This is a genomic window from Candidatus Methylomirabilota bacterium (assembly GCA_035764725.1).
Taxonomy (GTDB): domain Bacteria; phylum Methylomirabilota; class Methylomirabilia; order Rokubacteriales; family CSP1-6; genus DASRWT01.
The window spans coordinates 1-18,134 of sequence record DASTYT010000077.1; the positions used below are offsets into that span (position 1 = coordinate 1).

The 18,134-nt window shown below is 70.5% G+C and carries 18 protein-coding genes and 1 pseudogene; all 19 read left to right on the forward strand.

Translation table 11 applies throughout. The annotated features are described in order from the left end of the window. Window positions 1-489, forward strand: a 489-nt coding sequence (locus tag VFX14_12550; protein HEU5190510.1) for an isocitrate/isopropylmalate family dehydrogenase, incomplete at its 5' end; no start/stop codon positions are given. After that, window positions 490-1,494, forward strand: a complete 1,005-nt coding sequence (locus tag VFX14_12555) for an aspartate-semialdehyde dehydrogenase (GenBank protein HEU5190511.1) — start codon at window positions 490-492, stop codon at window positions 1,492-1,494. 43 nt (window positions 1,495-1,537) lie between these two features. Then, window positions 1,538-2,281: pseudogene (gene truA / locus VFX14_12560) on the forward strand (tRNA pseudouridine(38-40) synthase TruA). Between the two features lie 39 nt (window positions 2,282-2,320). Next, window positions 2,321-3,079: a formate dehydrogenase accessory sulfurtransferase FdhD gene (gene fdhD / locus VFX14_12565; GenBank protein HEU5190512.1), complete on the forward strand. Its 759-nt coding sequence runs from the start codon at window positions 2,321-2,323 to the stop codon at window positions 3,077-3,079. Between the two features lie 19 nt (window positions 3,080-3,098). Further along, complete coding sequence (ccsA, locus tag VFX14_12570; GenBank protein HEU5190513.1) at window positions 3,099-3,920, forward strand: cytochrome c biogenesis protein CcsA; 822 nt, start codon at window positions 3,099-3,101, stop codon at window positions 3,918-3,920. Further along, a complete protein-coding gene (gene hemA / locus VFX14_12575; GenBank protein HEU5190514.1) occupies window positions 3,917-5,206 on the forward strand; it encodes a glutamyl-tRNA reductase in 1,290 nt (429 codons plus the stop codon). The genes ccsA and hemA overlap by 4 nt, the downstream gene beginning before the upstream one ends. Continuing rightward, window positions 5,203-6,132, forward strand: a complete 930-nt coding sequence (gene hemC / locus VFX14_12580) for a hydroxymethylbilane synthase (GenBank protein HEU5190515.1) — start codon at window positions 5,203-5,205, stop codon at window positions 6,130-6,132. Before hemA ends, hemC begins: the two co-directional genes overlap by 4 nt. Next, the gene (locus VFX14_12585) at window positions 6,133-6,945 is read left to right on the forward strand and encodes a uroporphyrinogen-III synthase (protein HEU5190516.1); all 813 of its coding nucleotides are present in this window, start codon (window positions 6,133-6,135) and stop codon (window positions 6,943-6,945) included. It begins immediately after the preceding gene. Window positions 6,946-6,947: 2 nt separating this feature from the next. Continuing rightward, window positions 6,948-7,931, forward strand: a complete 984-nt coding sequence (gene hemB / locus VFX14_12590) for a porphobilinogen synthase (GenBank protein ID HEU5190517.1) — start codon at window positions 6,948-6,950, stop codon at window positions 7,929-7,931. After that, window positions 7,928-8,374: an Rrf2 family transcriptional regulator gene (locus tag VFX14_12595; GenBank protein HEU5190518.1), complete on the forward strand. Its 447-nt coding sequence runs from the start codon at window positions 7,928-7,930 to the stop codon at window positions 8,372-8,374. The genes hemB and VFX14_12595 overlap by 4 nt, the downstream gene beginning before the upstream one ends. A 43-nt stretch (window positions 8,375-8,417) precedes the next feature. Then, a complete protein-coding gene (gene cysK / locus VFX14_12600) occupies window positions 8,418-9,365 on the forward strand; it encodes a cysteine synthase A (GenBank protein HEU5190519.1) in 948 nt (315 codons plus the stop codon). Window positions 9,366-9,375: 10 nt separating this feature from the next. Continuing rightward, window positions 9,376-9,681, forward strand: a complete 306-nt coding sequence (locus tag VFX14_12605; GenBank protein HEU5190520.1) for a MoaD family protein — start codon at window positions 9,376-9,378, stop codon at window positions 9,679-9,681. Window positions 9,682-9,692: 11 nt separating this feature from the next. Continuing rightward, window positions 9,693-10,163 carry a M67 family metallopeptidase gene (locus tag VFX14_12610; protein HEU5190521.1) on the forward strand — a complete coding sequence of 157 codons (471 nt, stop codon included), beginning with the start codon at window positions 9,693-9,695 and terminating at the stop codon, window positions 10,161-10,163. A 13-nt stretch (window positions 10,164-10,176) separates the two neighbouring features. After that, window positions 10,177-11,457, forward strand: a complete 1,281-nt coding sequence (hemL, locus tag VFX14_12615) for a glutamate-1-semialdehyde 2,1-aminomutase (protein ID HEU5190522.1) — start codon at window positions 10,177-10,179, stop codon at window positions 11,455-11,457. A gap of 143 nt (window positions 11,458-11,600) precedes the next feature. Then, window positions 11,601-14,582: a molybdopterin-dependent oxidoreductase gene (locus VFX14_12620; protein ID HEU5190523.1), complete on the forward strand. Its 2,982-nt coding sequence runs from the start codon at window positions 11,601-11,603 to the stop codon at window positions 14,580-14,582. Further along, window positions 14,579-15,940 carry an NrfD/PsrC family molybdoenzyme membrane anchor subunit gene (nrfD, locus tag VFX14_12625; GenBank protein HEU5190524.1) on the forward strand — a complete coding sequence of 454 codons (1,362 nt, stop codon included), beginning with the start codon at window positions 14,579-14,581 and terminating at the stop codon, window positions 15,938-15,940. The genes VFX14_12620 and nrfD overlap by 4 nt, the downstream gene beginning before the upstream one ends. Beyond that, the gene (locus VFX14_12630) at window positions 15,941-16,447 is read left to right on the forward strand and encodes a DUF3341 domain-containing protein (protein ID HEU5190525.1); all 507 of its coding nucleotides are present in this window, start codon (window positions 15,941-15,943) and stop codon (window positions 16,445-16,447) included. It abuts the gene before it with no gap. Continuing rightward, on the forward strand, window positions 16,444-16,965 hold the full coding sequence (locus VFX14_12635; protein ID HEU5190526.1) for a cytochrome c: 522 nt from the start codon (window positions 16,444-16,446) through the stop codon (window positions 16,963-16,965). The genes VFX14_12630 and VFX14_12635 overlap by 4 nt, the downstream gene beginning before the upstream one ends. After that, entirely contained in the window at window positions 16,962-18,113 is a 1,152-nt protein-coding gene (locus VFX14_12640; GenBank protein HEU5190527.1) for a hypothetical protein, read from the forward strand. Before VFX14_12635 ends, VFX14_12640 begins: the two co-directional genes overlap by 4 nt. Window positions 18,114-18,134: the final 21 nt, after the last annotated feature.

Consider the following 18,134-nt stretch of genomic DNA (forward strand, 5'->3'; position numbering starts at 1 on the left):
TCCCAGCTGTGGCGGGACACCGTGAACCGTGTGGCCAAGGACTATCCCCAGGTGGAAGTGGAGCACGTGCTCGTCGACAACTGCGCGATGGCCCTGATCCACAAGCCGACCCACTTCGACACGCTGGTCACCGAGAACACCTTCGGCGACATCCTCTCCGACGAGGCGGCCATCCTCGCCGGCTCGATGGGCATGCTGCCTTCGGCGAGCCTGGGCGGCAAGGTGGGACTCTACGAGCCCGTTCACGGGACCGCGCCCGATATCGCGGGGAAGGGGATCGCCAATCCGATCGCCGCGATCCTATCCGCGGCCATGCTGCTCCGCTACTCGCTGAACCGCGGGAGCGACGCCGACCGCGTCGAGGCGGCGGTGCTGCGCGTGCTCGAGCAGGGCCATCGCACCGCCGACATCCGCGGGATGGCCGACAAGGCGGTGGGCACCCAGCAGATGGGCGACCTCATCTGCCGGCAGATCGAGCGGAGCTACTAGATGGCCGCCGGCATCACCGTCGCGGTGGTGGGGGTGACGGGAGCGGTGGGCCAGACCACGCTGCGCGTCCTCGAGGAGCGGAAGTTCCCCGTGCGCGACCTGCGCGTGTTCGCCTCGGAGCGCTCGGTGGGCAAGACGGTGACCTTCGCGGGCGAGAGCCTCCGCGTGGAAAAGGCGGGACCCGAGTGCTTCAAGGGCGTGCAGATCGCCCTCTTCTCCGCGGGATCCGCCCAGTCGAAGGAGCTCGCGCCGCTCGCGGTGAAGGCGGGGGCGATGGTGGTGGACAAGTCCAGCGCCTTTCGCATGGACCCCGCGGTGCCGCTGGTCGTGCCCGAGATCAACGCGCACGCGGTGGCGGGGCACAAGGGCATCGTCGCCTGCCCGAACTGCACGAGCATCGTCACCGTGATGCCGCTCAAGCCTCTCCACGACGCGGGCCGGCTCCGGCGCGTGGTGGCGACGTCGTTCCAGGCGGTGTCGGGCGCGGGCGTGAACGGGGTGGAGGAGCTGCGCGCACAGACGCTCGCGTGGGCGCGCGGCGAGGCGCTCACGCCGAAGTACTTCGCGCATCAGATCGCCTTCAACGTGATCCCGCACATCGACAAGTTCGTCGACAACGGCTACACCGGCGAGGAGATGAAGCTGGTGGACGAGGTGCGGAAGATCCTGGAGGCGCCCGACCTTCTCGTGTCGCCGACGACGGTGCGCGTGCCCGTCTTCACCGCCCACTCGATCGCCGTCAACGCGGAGACCGAGCGCCCGGTGGGGGTGGCCCGCGCCCGCGAGGTGTTCGCGGCCTTCCCGGGCCTGCGTCTCTGGGACGAGCCGGCGGAGAGCCGGTATCCAATGCCGGTGATGGTGGAGGGCCAGGACGATTGCTTCGTGGGGCGCATCCGGCAGGATCTGGCGGCGCCCAACGGCCTCAACTTCTGGGTGGTGGGCGATCAGCTCCGCAAAGGCGCCGCGCTCAACGGCGTCCAGATCGCCGAGCTCCTGATCCGCTGAGCGGGGAGGAGGAGCCCGCACGCCGACGCTCCGCCTCACCCTCGCCTACGACGGCACCGACTTCCAGGGCTGGCAGCGCCAACCCGGCCGCCCCACCGTGCAGGGCCTGGTGATGGACGCGTGCGCCCGCGTGCTGGGCGCCCCCGTGAAGGTCACGGGCGCAAGCCGCACCGACGCCGGCGTGCACGCGCTGCGGCAGGTCGCGAGCCTCGTCACCGACGGCGCCCTCCCGCCGGAGCGGCTCCAGCGCGCGCTCAACGCGCTCCTGCCCGACGCCGTGCGGGTTACCGACGCCCGCCCCGCGCCCGCCGGCTTCGACGCCCGCCGCTCCGCCTCGGGCAAGCGCTATTTCTATCTGATCGACCGCGCGGCCGCCGCCGATCCCTTCCTGCGCCAGTACGCGTGGCATCAGCCGCGCCCGCTCGACGCGGCGGCGATGGCGGCGGCCCTGGGTCGCCTCCGCGGCAAGCACGACTTCTCCGCCTTCTGCGCGGCGCCGGGGCGGGGCCGGACGCCGGTCTGCACGGTGCGCGCGGCGCGCCTGGTGAGCCGCCGCACGCGGCTGGGCCTGCTCGTCTCCGCCGACAGCTTTCTCCATCACATGGTGCGAAACGTGGTCGGGAGCCTGGTCGAGGTGGGGCGAGGCGCGCGCGAGCCCGGGTGGATGTCCGCATTACTCGAGGGCCGCGACCGCCGGCTCGCCGGGCCCACCGCGCCGCCCCAGGGGCTCTGCCTCGTCCGCGTCCTCTACGGGGGGTTTCTTGCGTCCCATGCGCCGGGGCCGTAGGCTGGACGCCGACATGACGCGCGAGCCGGCGACCGACGCATGAGGACTTTCTTCGTGCTCCGCCGAGGCCGCCTCGAGGAGGTGCACGCCGAGGTCGTGCGCGAGCAGCCGCTCACCGTCTACGTGAACGGCGAGCGCTTCCTGACCCTCCTCTGCACGCCCCTGAAGCTGGACGCGCTGGTGCTCGGCTATCTCTGGATGGAGAAGGTGATCGGCGGCGTCGAGGACGTGACCGCGCTCACCGTGTCCGAGGTGGATGGGCGCGCGGACGTCACGCTCACGCGGCCGGTGACGCTGCCCACCGAGCGCATCCTCACCTCAGGGTGCGGCGGCGGCATCACGTTCCGGATCGATCCCCGGCTCTTCACGCGGCTGGATTCTCCGCTGCGCGTGCGCCCCGCAGATCTGGCCGCCCGCATGAAAGACCTCTACGGCGAGGCCGTGCAGTATCAGGCCTCCCGCGGCATTCACGGCGCCGCTCTCGCCGATCCCGGCCGCCTGCTCGTGGTCGCGGAGGACGTCGGTCGTCACAACGCGGTCGACAAGCTCAAGGGCGAGGCCCTCCTGCGCAACCTCGCCACCACGGACCGCCTGCTCCTCTCCACCGGGCGCATCTCCTCCGAGATGCTGCTGAAGGCCGCGCGCATGGGGGTGCCGCTCGTCGCCTCACGCACTTCGCCCACCGAGATGGCGGTGGCGCTGGCCGAGCAGCTCGGCATCACCGTGGTCGGCTACGTGCGCCCCGACAGCCTCAACCTCTATACGGGCGAGGCGGTCGCGGTGGACGAGGCCGGCTGAGGCCCGGGTGGGATCTGCCGTGCGCGCGATCGCCGCCAACGCCGTGCTCTACGACGTGGCGCTCACCGCCTATATCGTGGCGATGGCCGCCGCCCTCGGCCACCTCGTGCGCCGCCGCGAGAGCCTCTGGCGCTTCGCGATGATCGCCACCCAGGTCGGCTGGATCCTCCACACCCTCGCGATCACGGTGCGAGGCGTCGAGCTGGGTCGCCTGCCCATCCTCACGCCCTCGGAGCTCGTGTCGGTCGTGATCTGGGCCGCCGTGCTGCTCGAGATCTGGGCCGAGCGTCAGTACGGCATGCGCGCGCTGGGCGCCTTCGTCCTCCCGGTCGTCGTCGGCCTGGGGCTAGGGCTGCCCACCGGGCTCCGCACGCTCGCGCTCGAGCCGGCGATCCGGAGCGCGTGGATCTGGGTGCATGTGGCGCTCGCCCTCCTGGGCCTGGCCGCGCTCGTGCTGAACTTCGCCGCCGCCCTGATGTATCTCCTCCAGGAGCGTCAGCTCAAGGCGCGGCGCCCGAGCGCCGTCTACTACCGGCTGCCGCCGCTGGAGACGCTCGACCGGCTGAGCCATCGCACGCTCACCCTCGGCTTTCCCTTCCTCACCGCCGGACTCCTGCTCGGGCTCCTGTGGGCCGGCGTCGCCTGGGGCTCCGTGCTGACATGGGATCCCATCGCGCTGTTCTCGCTGGTCATGTGGGTGGTCTACGCGGCCACCCTCGCCGGCCGCACCGTCGGGCACTGGCACGGGCGGCGCGCAGCGTATTTCGCCATCGTGGGCTTCTGCGCGCTGCTCCTGACACTGGGCGCGGGCCTTCTCCTCCAGGGGCGGCACGGCGCATGACCGCCACGCTCTTCGTCGCGGGCATGAGCCATCGCACCGCCCCCGTCGAGGTGCGTGAGGTCCTGGCGCTGGAGGAGGACAAGCTCCGCGAGGTGCTGGCCGTGCTGGGCGCGGATGGACCGGCCGCCGAGCTGATGATCCTCTCCACCTGCAACCGGGTGGAGGTGTACGGAGTCGCGGACGTCCCGGGCGAGGCGCGGGCGGCGGCCTTCCGCGCGCTGGGCGCCCACCGCGGCGTGACGCTCGCCGCCGTCGAGCCGCTCCTCGTCACCGCCACCCAGGAAGAGGCGGTGCGCCACGCGTTCCGGGTGGCGGCAAGCCTCGATTCCCTGGTGGTGGGCGAGCCGCAGATCCTGGGCCAGGTGAAGGACGCCTTCGCGTTGGCCCAGGCGTGCCGAACCGTCGGACCGGTGCTGAGCGCGCTCATGAGCCAGGCCTTCAGCGTGGCCAAGCGGGTACGCACGGAGACCGAGGTCGGCCGCCTCGCCGTGTCCGTGTCGTCCACCGCGGTGGAGCTGGCGCGTAAGATCTTCGGCAGCCTCGAGGGTAAGGGTGTGCTCCTGCTCGGCGCCGGCGAGATGGCGGAGCTGGCCGCGCGGCTCCTCATGGAGAGCGGCGCCATGCCGCTGTACGTGGCCAACCGCACCGCGGCGCGCGCGCGGGATCTCGCCCAGGCCCTCGCGGGCACGGCGGTGGCCATGTCGGATGTGCCGGCGATGATGGCGCGGGTGGACGTGGTGATCGCCGCCACCGCGGCCCCGGAGCCGGTGGTGCGCGTCGCCGACGCGCGCGCGGCCGCGCACGCGCGCGGCGCCCGCCCGCTGTTCCTCATCGATCTCGGCGTGCCCCGCAACGTGGAGGCCGCGGTCAACCACCTCGACGGCGTGTTCTGCTACGACGTGGACGATCTCCAGCAGGTGGTGGAGGCGAATCTCCGCGAGCGCCAGCGCGAGGCCCAGCGGGCGGAGTCGCTGGTGGAGCGCGAGGTGGCCAAGTTCCTCGCCCGGCTCCGTGACGTCGAAGTCGTGCCCACCATCGTCTCGCTGCGCGAGCGCCTGGAAGCGATTCGTCGCGGCGAGCTCGACAAGGCCCTCGCCCGGCTTCCCGGCGCGAGCGAGGAGACGCGCCAGGTGCTCGAGGCCCTCTCCCAGTCCATCGTGAACAAGGTCCTGCACACGCCCATCGAGAAGCTCCGTGACTCCTCGCGGGCCGGTCACGGCCGCCGCTGGATCGAGGTGGTGTCGGAGGTGTTCGGGCTGCGGCCCGGCGACAGGCCGGACCGATGAAGGTCCGGATCGGCACGCGCGGGAGCCGTCTCGCCCTCGTCCAGGCCGAGGCGGTGGCGGCTGGGCTGCGCGCGCGAGGCGCCAGGGTCGAGATCGTCGCCATCCGCACCTCGGGCGATCAGCTCGCCACCGTGCCGCTCGCCGACTTTGGCGGCAAGGCGCTCTTCATCAAGGAGGTGGAGGACGCCCTCCTCGCCGGCCACGTGGATGTCGCCGTGCACAGCCTCAAGGACATGCCGGCCGCCTTGCCTCCCGGCCTCACCCTCGCCGCCTTTCCGCGCCGCGAGGACCCGGCGGATGTCCTGGTGACGCGCGACGGCCGCGGCCTCGACGACCTCCCCCCGGGCGCGCGCGTGGGCACCTCGAGCCTGCGACGGCGGGTGCTCCTCCAGCGTATGCGACCCGACCTCTTGGATGTCCCCATTCGCGGCAATGTGGACACGCGGCTTCGGAAGCTCGCGGACGGCCAGTACGACGCGCTGGTGCTTGCGCGGGCCGGTCTCGTCCGGCTCGGGATCGAGCCCCCGGCCATGGTCCGCCTGCCCGTCGACACGTTTCTGCCGGCGGCGGGGCAGGGAATCCTGGGCGTGGAGGCGCGCGCGGGCGAGGCGCCGCTGCTTGAACTTCTGGCCACCCTGGACCACACTGAGACCCGGATCCAGGCTGAGGCGGAGCGGGCGTTTCTCTACCGCCTGGGTGCCGGCTGCCACACCCCGGTGGCGGGATTCGCCCGGCTGGCCGGCCCCGCCCTCTCGGTGGCCGGGTTCGTCGCGAGCGGGGACGGCAACACGGTCCTCACTGCGGCGGTGAGCGGTGCCCCATCCGGGGCTCGGGCGCTGGGGGAGAAGCTCGCGGAGGAGCTGCTGGCGCGGGGCGCGGGCGCCCTGCTGATCGCGGACGGAACATCTCGGGAAGGAGAGCGCTGAGTGCGAGCGGAAGGCGTCGAGACCGCGCGGCCCCTGGCCGACAGGGTCGTGGTGGTCACGCGCGCGGCGGCTCAGGCGGGCGCGCTCCGCGACGCCCTCGAGGCCGACGGCGCCCGCGTCGTCGTCATGCCCACCATCGTGATCGAGCCGCCCGCCGACTGGGCGCCCCTGGATGCCGCGTTCGATCACGCGGCCGACTATCGCTGGGTGATCTTCACCAGTGTCAATGGCGTGGAGATGACGCGCGGCCGGCTCGCCGAGCGCGGCGGAGGGGCCGAGGTGCTGCGCGGGCGCCGCATCGCCGCCATCGGTCCCGCCACCGCCAAGGCCCTCGAGGCATGGGGTTACCCCGCCGAGCTGGTGCCCGAGGAGTACGTCGCCGAGGGGCTGGTGCGCCGGCTCGCCGAGGTCGTCGCCGCGGGTGACCGGGTCCTCTTGCCGCGGGCCGCGGAGACCCGCGACCTGCTCCTGCGCGAGCTCGCCGCGCTGGGCGCGCGCGTGGACGAGGTGGCGGCCTACCGCACGCGCCCGGCGGAGGGCACGGGCGCCGAGCTCCGGGCGCTGCTCGCGCGGGGCGCCGTCGACGTCGTAACGTTCACCAGCTCCTCCACCGTCCGGCACTTCGCGGCGCTGTTCGCCCCGGACGAGATGGCCGCGCTGATGCGCGACGTCCGGGTCGCCTGCATCGGTCCGGTGACGCGCGACACCGCCGACCGCTTTGGACTCGCCACCGCGATCATGCCGACCGAGTACACGATCCCCGCGCTCGCCGCGGCCATCGCCCGCCATTACGAGCGCGAGAAGAGGAGCTGACGATGCCGTATCCCGTCTACCGTCCCCGCCGCCTGCGTGAGTCGCCGCTGCTGCGCCGTATGGTGCGCGAGACCGTGCTGCGGACCGACGACCTCATCCTGCCCTTCTTCACGGTGCACGGGCGGGGCGTGCGCGAGCCCATCAGCTCCATGCCCGGGCAGTTCCGGCTCTCGATCGACGAGCTGTTGAAGGAGTGCAAGGACGCCGCGTCCATGGGCATCCCCGCGGTGCTGCTGTTCGGGCTCCCGCGCGACAAGGATCCCCGTGGGAGCGAAGCCTACGCCGAGGATGGGATCATCCAGCAGGCGGTGCGCGCGGTGAAGGACAGCATCCCCGACCTGCTCGTGATCACCGACGTGTGCCTCTGCGAGTACACCAGCCACGGCCATTGCGGGGTGGTGGAGGAGGACCAGGTCAAGAACGATCCCACGCTCGACCTCATCGCCCGCACCGCGCTCTCCCACGCGGAGGCGGGCGCGGACATGGTGGCGCCGTCGGACATGATGGATGGCCGCGTCGGCGCGATTCGCGAGGCCCTGGACGAGTCGGGTTATCAGGAGACGCCGATCATGGCGTACTCGGCGAAGTACGCCTCCGCGTTCTACGGGCCCTTCCGCGAGGCGGCCGACTCGGCGCCGCAGTTCGGCGACCGGCGCTCCTACCAGATGGATCCCGCGAACGCCCAGGAGGCCCTGCGCGAGGTGGCGCTCGACGTCGACGAGGGCGCGGACATCGTGATGGTCAAGCCTGCCCTGCCGTACCTGGACGTGGTCGCGCGGGTGAAGCAGGAATTCGGCGTCCCGGTCGCCGCGTACTCGGTGTCGGGGGAGTACGCGATGATCCGCGCCGCCGGACAGCTCGGCTGGCTCGACGAGGAGCGCGCGATGATGGAGGCGCTCACCGGGATTCGCCGCGCCGGGGCCGACCTCATCATCACCTACTTCGCCAAGGAGGCGGCGCGGCTCATCGAGCAGGGCCGGGCGTGAGGATTTCCGCCAAGGGCGAGTACGCGATCAAGGCCATGCTGGATCTCGCGCTCGCGGACGGCGCCGGGCTCCGGCCGATCCAGGACATCGCGGCGCGCCAGGACATCCCGCAGCGCTACCTCGAGCAGGTGCTGCTGGGGCTGACCCGCGCCGGGCTGCTCGTGTCCAAGCGGGGCTCGGCGGGCGGATACCGGCTCGCGCGTGCCGCCGATCAGGTGACGGTCGGCGACGTGCTCCGTGCGGTGGAGGGCCCGGTGAACGGGCTCGAGCCGGTGCGCCGCGGGCGTGGACGGATCGCGCGGGACCCGGTGGCCGATCTGTCCGAGCTCTGGCGCGAGATCGACGAGGCGGTATCCGGCGTGGTGGACCGCATCACGTTCGAGGACCTGAGGAAGCGGGCGGAAGAGCGGCGCAGCGTCGCGCGGGCCATGTATCACATCTAGTTTTTTTTGCCACGGAAACGACGTTTCCGATAGGGATACGACGATGATCGAGAACACGACGACGGGACGACTGACCCGGCCGCGCGTGGCCGGCTCGGTGCTGGAGCTGATCGGCGCCACGCCTCTGGTGCGGCTGAACCACATCCCACGCCCGGGCGGCGCGACCGTGCTCGGCAAGCTCGAGTCGCTCAACCCCGGGGGGAGCGTGAAGGATCGCATCGCCGTCGCCATGATCGACGACGCCGAGCGACGCGGCGTGCTCAAGCCCGGCGCGACCGTGGTGGAGCCGACCAGCGGCAACACGGGGATCGGCCTGGCCATGGTGTGCGCGGTGCGCGGCTATCGCCTCATCCTCACCATGCCCGACGACTACAGCGTGGAGCGCCAGCGGCTCCTCGCACGCTATGGCGCCGAGATCCACCTCACGCCCGCCATCGAGGGTATGACCGGGGCAGTGTTCGCCGCGCAGGAGATGGTGCGCGAGCATCCCGAATACCTGATGCCGAGCCAGTTCGAGAATCCCGCCAACCCAGAGATCCATCGCCGCACCACCGCCCTCGAGATCCTCGACGCCACCGACGAGCGCGTGCACGCGTTCGTGGCCGGAGTGGGCACCGGCGGCACCGTGACCGGGGTGGGAGAGGTGCTGAAGCAGCGGCTACCCGGAGTGCGCGTGGTCGCGGTGGAGCCCGCGCGCTCGCCGGTGCTCCAGGGCGGCAAGTCGCGGCCCCACGGCATCCAGGGTATCGGGGCCTCATTCGTGCCCGCGGTGCTGAACCGCGCCGTGCTCGACGAGATCATGTCGGTGCGCGACGAGGACGCCACCGCCACCGCGCGCCGCCTCGCCCGAGAGGAAGGCCTGCTCGTCGGCATCTCCGCGGGGGCGAACGTCTGGGCGGCCTGCCAGGTCGCCGCGGCCATGCCCGCCGACCAGGTCGTGGTCACGGTGCTGTGCGATACTGGGGAGCGCTATCTGAGCGTGCCTTTCTGAGGAGCCATCCATGAGCGTGCAGGTCTACATCCCGACACCGTTTCGGCGCGCCACGAGCAACAAGGATCGAGTGTCCGTCGAGGCCCCGAACGTGAAGGCCCTGCTCGACGACCTCGAGGCGCAGTACGCCGGGCTCAAGGGACTGGTGCGTAACGAGCAGGGAGAGATCCACCACCACGTGAACATCTACGTGAACAGCGAGGCCATCGAGTCGCTCGGGGGACTCGCCACCGCGCTCAAGGATGGAGACGAGGTCTCCATTATCCCGGCCCTCGCCGGGGGCGCTGCCCCCGCGGCGTCCGCGTCGACCCGGTGAGCGGAGGCCGGGTGGCGCTCACGCCGGAGGAGTTCGCGCGGGTCGAAGCCCAGGCCGTCGCGGAGTATCCCGCGGAATGCTGCGGGGTCGTGCTCGCGCGCTCGGGCACGCCGGAGCGGCTGTTCCTGCCATGCCGCAACATCCAGGACGAGCTCAACCGCAAGGATCCTGAGCGGCATCCGCGCAATGCCCGCACCGCGTACTACATCGACCCGCGCGACCTGCTGACGATCGGGCGTCGTGAGGCCGAGGGCTTTCGGGTCGCGACCATCTACCACTCGCACATCGACACCGGCGCCTATTTCTCCGAGACCGACAAGCGCAACGCGCTCGTCAACGGCGAGCCCGCGTATCCCGACGCAATCTACGTGGTGGTGTCGGTGATGGGCGGGCGGGTCGACGGCGCCAATGCCTTCGCCTGGGACGCGGCCCGACGCGACTTCGTGCCCGTCGGCTTCACGATTCCGACCCCCGCCCGCTAGCCTGGAGCCCGTCATGAGCCGGTCCAGCTCGCTCTTCTCGTCCGCCCAACGCCTGATGCCGGGCGGGGTCAACAGCCCGGTACGCGCCTTCCGCGGCGTCGGCGGCACGCCCTTCTTCGTGGCGCGGGCCGCGGGCGCCCGCATCGAGGACGTGGATGGGCGCTCGTACGTGGACTTCCTCGGCTCGTGGGGCCCGCTCATCCTCGGGCACGCGCATCCCTCGGTGGTGGAGGCGCTGGGCGACGCCGCGCGCCGCGGCACCAGCTATGGCGCGCCCACCGAGGGCGAGGTCGAGATGGCAGCGCTCATCGCGCGGGCCATGCCGTCGATGGAGATGATGCGGCTGGTGTCGTCGGGCACGGAGGCCGCGATGAGCGCGATCCGTCTCGCGCGCGGCGCCACCGGCCGCGACCTCGTCGTGAAGTTCGACGGCTGCTATCACGGCCATGCCGATAGCCTGCTCGTGAAGGCGGGATCGGGCGGCGCCACCTTCGGCGTGCCCGACAGCGGCGGCGTGCCTGCGGCGCTCGCCGCGCTCACGGTGGCGCTCCCGTTCAACGATCTCGACGCCGTCTCGCGGCTGATGGCCGCGCGGGGACATGACGTCGCGGTGGTGGTGGTGGAGCCGGTGGCCGGGAACATGGGCGTGGTGCCGCCCACGCCGGGTTACCTCCAGGGCCTGCGCGACCTGTGCACGCGGCACGGCGCGCTGCTCCTCTTCGACGAGGTGATCACTGGCTTCCGCGTGGGGCCCGGCGGCGCGCAGGCACGCTACGGAGTGCGGCCCGACCTCACGTGCCTCGGCAAGATCATCGGCGGGGGGCTGCCGGTGGGCGCCTACGGCGGGCGGCGCGATCTCATGGAGCAGATCTCGCCGCTCGGGCCCGTCTATCAGGCCGGCACGCTGTCGGGCAATCCGCTCGCGGTGGCCGCGGGGCTCGCGACGCTGCGCGCGCTCGCCGATCCCGCCGTCTATGAGCGGCTCGAGATGCTGGGGGCGCGCGTCGAATCCGGATTGGTGGACGCCGCTCGCCACGCGGGCGTGCCGCTCACCGTGAATCGCGTGGGCTCCATGCTCACCGCTTTCTTCACCGCCTCACCCGTCGTCGATCTCGCCTCCGCCAAGCGCTCGGACACCACGCGCTATGCCCGGTTCTTCCACGCCATGCTCGAGCGCGGCGTCTTCCTCGCCGCGTCCCAGTTCGAGGCCGCGTTCGTCTCGCTCGCCCACACCGACGACGATCTCGAGGCGGCGGCCCGGGCGGCCCGGGAAGCCATGAAAACGCTCGCCTAAACGCACAACTCTATTGACACTTACTTTTCCTGCGTGATAGGGTTCACAAGGTTTTGGCCGGTCCGATCTTCCGTCGGGCGTGTGCTAACTTGCTGGCGCTTCACGGCGCGAGGAGTGCGTGAGCGTAGAGAGCGGTAGGCCCGATGAGCGGAATTGATCGGCGATCCTTCTTCCGAATCGTGGCGGCATCCGGCGCGGCGACCGCCGCCGCGGGATGCGGACCGACGGCGGAAAAGCTGTATCCCTTCGTTTCGCCGCCCGAGAACGTGGTCCCGGGTATCGCCACGTACTTTGCGACGGTGTGCCGCGAGTGCCCGGCCGGCTGCGGCGTCCTCGCCAAGAACCGCGAGGGCCGCGTCGTCAAGCTCGAGGGCAACCCCGATCATCCCGTGAACGCGGGCGGGCTTTGCATCGCCGGTCACGCCGCGCTCCAGGGCCTCTACCATCCCGATCGCTTCCGCGGAGCCATCGTGGACGGCAAGTCCGCGCCGTGGGAATCGGCCGAGAAGATCGTGGCCGACAAGCTCGGCGCGCTGGGGAAGGCGAAGCAGGGCGGCAAGATCGCCGTGGTCACGGGGCTCGAGAGCGGCTCGGTCGCGAAGATCGCCGACGAGCTCGTGAAGGCCCTCGGCGCCCGGCCCCGCATCGCCTATGAGCCCCTGGGCCACGAAGCCATGCGCGCGGCCAACCGTGCCACGTTCGGCCGGGACGCCATCCCTGAGTACGTCATCGGCGAGGCGGGCTATCTCCTGTCCTTCGGCGCCGACTTCCTCGACACGTGGCTCTCGCCGGTGGAGCACGCCGCAGCCTACGCCAAGATGCACGCGCTCTCGGCCGGGAAGGCCGGCACCTTCGTGCACGTGGAGCCCCGCCTCTCGCAGACTGCCGCCAATGCGGACGAATGGGTGCGCAACGCGCCGGGCACCGAGGCGCCGCTCGCCCTCGCGATGCTGAAGGTGATCGTGGACGAGGGCCTGGTGGCGCCCGGCGCCGACGCGAAGGCGCTCGGGGGCGCGGTGGGCGGCGTGGACGTGGCCGCGGTCGCCACCCAGTCGGGCGTGCCTGCCGACACCATCAAGCGCGTGGCCCATGACCTCGCGGCGTCCAAGACCGGTCTCGTGCTCGGTGGCGGGGCGGCGGTGACGGGCAGCAATGCCACCGAGATGCTGCAGGCCATCAATCTGCTCAACGTCGCCATCGGCGCGGTGGGGAAGCGCGTGCGGTTCGGCGGCGAGACGGCGCGGCTCGGCACCTACGCGGACATGGTCGCGCTCACCCAGGCCATGGCCAAGGGCGAGATCGAGGTGCTGATCCTCGGCGACGTCAACCCGCTCTACACGATGCCCCCCAAGGCCGGCTTCGCCGAGGCGCTCGCCAAGGTGCCCATGGTGGTGAGCCTGGCCAATCGGCCGAGCGAGACCACGGCGAAGGCGCACGTGGTGCTCCCCGCGCTGCACTGGCTGGAGTCGTGGGGTGACGTCGTCGCCGAGCCCGGCGTCGTGGGCCTCGTGCAACCGGCCATGGGGCCGGTGGAGATCGGCGGGCGACCCGTCGACGGCCGCTCCCTCGGGGGCATCTTCCTCTCGCTGGGCCGCCAGGCGCTGGGCGTGACCGCGGAGCCCGGCAAGGGCGGCTTCCAGACGCCGAACTTCGCGGACTACGTCAGGGCCGAGTGGGCCGCGGGCGCCAAGGACCAGGCCAAGGGCCGGCCGTTCTCAGAGTTCTGGGAGGAGTCGCTGCGCCGAGGCGGCGTCTGGCGCGAGGCGCCGGTGGCGACGGCCGCGCTCCGACCCGAGGCCACGCGGGTGAAGGCGGAGCCCGCGAAGCTCGAGGGCGACGGCACGCACGCGCTGCTCGTGTATCCCTCCCCACGCTTCTACGACGGGCGTCGATCGGACCGCGCATGGCTGCAAGAGGCGCCCGACACCATGACCCAGGTCACCTGGGACGGCTGGGTGGAGCTACCCACGGAGACCGCCCAGCGGCTTGGCGTGGTGCGGGGCGATCTCGTCACGCTGACCTCGCCCCACGGCCGCGTGGAGCTCCCCGCCTATCCGGTGGAGGCCCTGCATCCGGCGGCCGTCGCGGTGGCGATGGGGCAGGGGCACGCGTATCCCGGCGAGTACGCGCAGAAGCGCGGGATGAACATCGGGGCCAACCCGGTAACCCTCCTCGGCCCTGCCGCTGAGCCGGCCTCGGGCGCGCTGCCGTATCTCGCCGTGAAGGTCCAGGTCGCCAAGGGGACAGGGCGCCGGTCGCTCGCGGTCCCGCAGGCCACGTTCGATCAGGACCACCGCGAGATCGCCCAGACCGTCGAGCTCGGGGCAGCGCGCGAGCTCGAGTTACGCGGCAGGGCCCCGGAGCACGCGAGCCACCCCAGCATGTACCCGGCGGTGAAGTATCCGGAGTACCGCTGGGGCATGACGGTGGACCTCGACCGATGCATTGGCTGTCAGGCCTGCGTGGTCGCCTGCGTCACGGAGAACAACGTGCCGGTGGTGGGACGCGAGCAGGTGGCCTACGGGCGCGCCCAGCAGTGGCTGCGGCTCGAGCGCTGGGAGGAAGGGCCCGCGGCGCGCCCCGAGAACATCTTCCTGCCCATGTTCTGCCAGCACTGCGGCGTGGCGCCCTGCGAACCGGTGTGCCCGGTGTACGCGGCGTACCAGACGCGCGAGGGGCTCAACGGGCAGGTCTACAACCGCTGCGTGGGGACGCGCTACTGCGGCAACAACTGTCCGTACCACGTGCGGCGGTTCAACTGGTTCTACTACCAGTGGCCGTCGCCGCTCGACCTCCAGCTCAATCCCGACGTCACCGTGCGCCAGCTCGGCGTCATGGAGAAGTGCACCATGTGCGTGCAGCGCATCATCGAGGGCAAGGACCACGCGCGCGACGCGGGCCGGAAGGTCAAGGACGGTGACATCAAGACCGCCTGTCAGCAGACCTGCCCAACTCAGGCCATCACCTTCGGTGACCTCAAGGACGAGGCCTCGGCGGTGACCAAGCTGTCGCGGTCGACCCGTAGCTACCACGTGCTCGAGGAGCTGGGCACCCGGCCCGCCGTGACCTATCTCAAGAAGGTGGTGCGGGGGCAGGGCGGGGCGGCGGGGGGCCACAAGGCATGAGCGTCGGGCTGCAGGACCGGCCGGTGACGTGGGCGGACGTCAACAAGGACGTCGAGCGCACGGTGAGCATGCCGGGCAATCTGTACTTCGGCTGGATGTGCATCGTCGCCCTCACGCTCTTCGCGGGCATCGTGGCGTGGACCTACCAGATCTACACGGGCATGGGCGCGGCGGGCAAGCGCACGCCGCAGATGTGGGCGATGTACATCACCACGTTCGTGTTCTGGATCGGTATCGGCCACGCGGGGACGCTGATCTCCGCCATTCTCTACCTGTTCCGGGCGAAGTGGCGCACGTCGATCTACCGCGGGGCGGAGGCGATGACGGTGTTCGCGGTCATGACCGCGGGCCTGTTCCCGCTGATCCACGCCGGGCGCATGTGGTTCGCCTACTGGCTCACCCCGTATCCGAACCAGCGCTACCTCTGGCCGAACTTCAAATCGCCCCTGGTGTGGGACGTCTTCGCGATCTCGACGTACCTGACCATCAGCGTGGTGTTCTTCATCGTGGGGCTGATCCCGGACGTGGCCGCCCTCCGCGACCGGTCCACCGGCTTCAAGAAGAAGATCTTCGCGGTGATCGCGATGGGCTGGGAGGGCTCGGACGTCCAGTGGAAGCACTACCGGCGCGGTTACGGGCTCCTCGCCGCGCTCGCCACGCCGCTCGTGCTCTCCGTGCACAGCGTGGTGTCATTCGACTTCGCCATGGCCCTGGTGCCGGGCTGGCACTCCACGCTGTTCGCGCCCTTCTTCGTGGACGGGGCCATCTTCTCCGGCTTCGCGATGGTGCTGATCCTCATCCTGCCCATGCGGTACTACTTCAACTGGTACCCCTACATCACCGACAAGCACCTGGACGCGATGGCCAAGCTCATCCTCGTGACCAGCCTGGTGCTGACGTACTTCTACACGTGCGAGGTGTTCACGGCGTGGTACAGCGGCGACCACTTCGAGCGGGCGAGCGTGTTCGCCAAGGCCACCAAGGAGTACGCATGGGCGTACTGGCTCATGTACTTCTGCAACAGCGCGGTCCCGCTCGTCCTCCTGTGGAAGAAAGCGCGCACCAATGTGGTGATCCTCTACATCGTGTCGATCCTCGTGCTCATCGGGATGTGGTTCGAGCGCTTCAACATCATCGTTCCGGGACTGGGGCACGACTTCTACCCCTACACGTGGGGGACGTACTATCCGACCATCACCGATTCCACCATCATCGTGGGCTCGTTCGCGTGGTTCTTCATCCTGTTCCTCGGATTCATCCGGGTGATGCCGTCGCTGTCCATCGTGGAGGTGAAGGAAGTGCTGCCGCACCCCCTCAAGCACGCCGCGCATGGGGCCCATCACGGGGGCGGGCACTAGATGGCCCTGGCGAGCGTGCTCGGCATCTTCGCCCACGTGGACACCACGCTGCAGGCCATCCGCGAGCTGCGCGCCAAGGGCTTCGCCGACCTCACCGTCTACACCCCGGTCCCAGTGGAGGAGATCGAGGAGGAGATCGAGCACGTCCGGCCCCTCTCCAAGGTTCGGCTCTTCACGGTGGTCGGCGGTGTCACCGGTACCGCCACCGGGTTCTTCCTCACGATCTGGTCGTCGCTGAAATGGGGGCTCGTCACCGGCGGTAAGGACCCGGTGTCGATCCCGCCGTTCGTGATCATCGGGTTCGAGCTGACCATTCTCTTCGGCGGCCTCGCCACCCTGCTCGCGGTGTTCCTCCTGGGCCGGCTGCCGAAGATCCGCCAATCCGCGACCTATGACCCGCGCTTCACCCTCGACCGCTTCGGCGTCGCGGTGGCCTGTCCGCCCGATCGCGCGCAGGCGGTGAGCGCGCTGCTGTCGGCGGCGGGCGCCGAGGAAGTGCGGCGATGATCAAGAAGTACGGGCTCCGCATCCTCTTCCTCCTGTGCCTCGGGCTGGTCGGCATGGGCGGCGCGACCCTGGGCGGCACCATCGCCATGCGCTGGCTGGACAACATGACGGTGACGCAGGCGGTGCGCCCCGGGGAACGCGCCTTCGCCATGCCGGTGGGGAGCGTGCCCCGCGAGGGCGGCGAGCTCGTCTTCTCGAAGGAGGACCGCGAAGCGGCGGCCCAGCGCAAGAACCCCTTCCCGGCCACGCCCGAGTCGGTCAAGAAGGGTGGCGAGCTGTTCACGATCTACTGCGTGCCGTGCCACGGGACCAGCGCCAAGGGTGACGGGCTCGTCACCACCAAGTTCATTCCCGCCCAGGACCTGACGAACCCGGATCTGCAGAAGACGCGTACGGACGGGTTCTGGCAGCACTATATCGGGATGGGCGGCGCGGTGATGCCGGCCTACGGCGAGGCCCTCTCGCCCGAGGAGCGCTGGCACCTCGTGAACTTCGTGCGCACCCTGGCCAAGCGATGAACGCCACCGCGGTGGCCGACGCGCGCGCCTCGAGCGCCGGCGGGCAGGGGATCCTGCTCGCGCTGGTGGTGATCGGCGCCGCCGCCTTCATCCATGGCCTCATGCAGCCGGAGCCCTGGCAGGCCTGGGCGATCTACCTGGTCAATCTGCTCTTCTGGTCCAGCTTCGCCATTGTGGGCCCGGCCCTCGCGGCGATGATGCAGCTCACCGAAGCGCGCTGGTCGCCCTCGATCAAGCGGGTGGCGCTCACCACCGGCGGCTTCCTGCCGTTCTCGTTCGTGCTATTCCTGCTCTTCTTCCTCGGCATGGGCACGCTCTATCCCTGGGTGAACAATCCCGCCCTCGTGGAGAAGAAGTCGCTGTGGCTCAATGTCCCGTTCTTTGTCGTACGGAATGCCGCGGGCGTCTTCCTCCTGTACTGGGTGGCGATCATCTTCACCCGAGCCGTGTTCGCGGAGGGCACCGGGGGGGACGAGGCGACGGCGCTGGCGCGCCGCAACCGCCTGAGCTTCTTCCTCCTCATCCTCTTCGTGCTGGTGCTGTCGCTCTGGGGCTTCGACCTCATCATGTCGCTCGATCCCGTGTGGTACAGCGGCCTCCTCGGCGGATACTACGTGGTCAGCTCCCTCTACGCGGGCTTCGGCCTCGTGACGTATCTGTCGATCCGGGCCAACGCCCGCGGGCTCACCCACGTCTCTCCCTCCGCCATCCAGGACATCGCCAAGCTCACGTTCGCGATGTGCGTGACGTGGATCTATTTCTTCTTTTCGCAGTACCTCGTGATCTGGTACGGGAACGTGCCGGTGGAGACCCGGTTCTTCCTCAGGCGGTTCTTCGCCGATCCGTGGCGCACGATGGCCTTCGTGATCTTCCTGGCCGGCTGGCTGGTGCCGTTCTCGTACCTGCTCAAGCGCCTCACCGGCCGCCCGCCCGCCGCGCACAAGCCGCTCGTGGTCATCCTCTTCATGGGATGGGTCTCGATGTTCCTGGAGCGTGTGCTGCAGGTGTATCCGGCCATCACCAACACCAACCGCTTCCCCATCGGGCTCCGCGAGGTCCTCGTCACCGCGGGCTTCTTCGCGCTCTTCGTCCTGAGCCGCAATCGGATGGTGGCTCGGTATGGGAGCCGCCTCGACCAGGGGCGCTAGCCCCGCTCGTCCCGCCCGCCG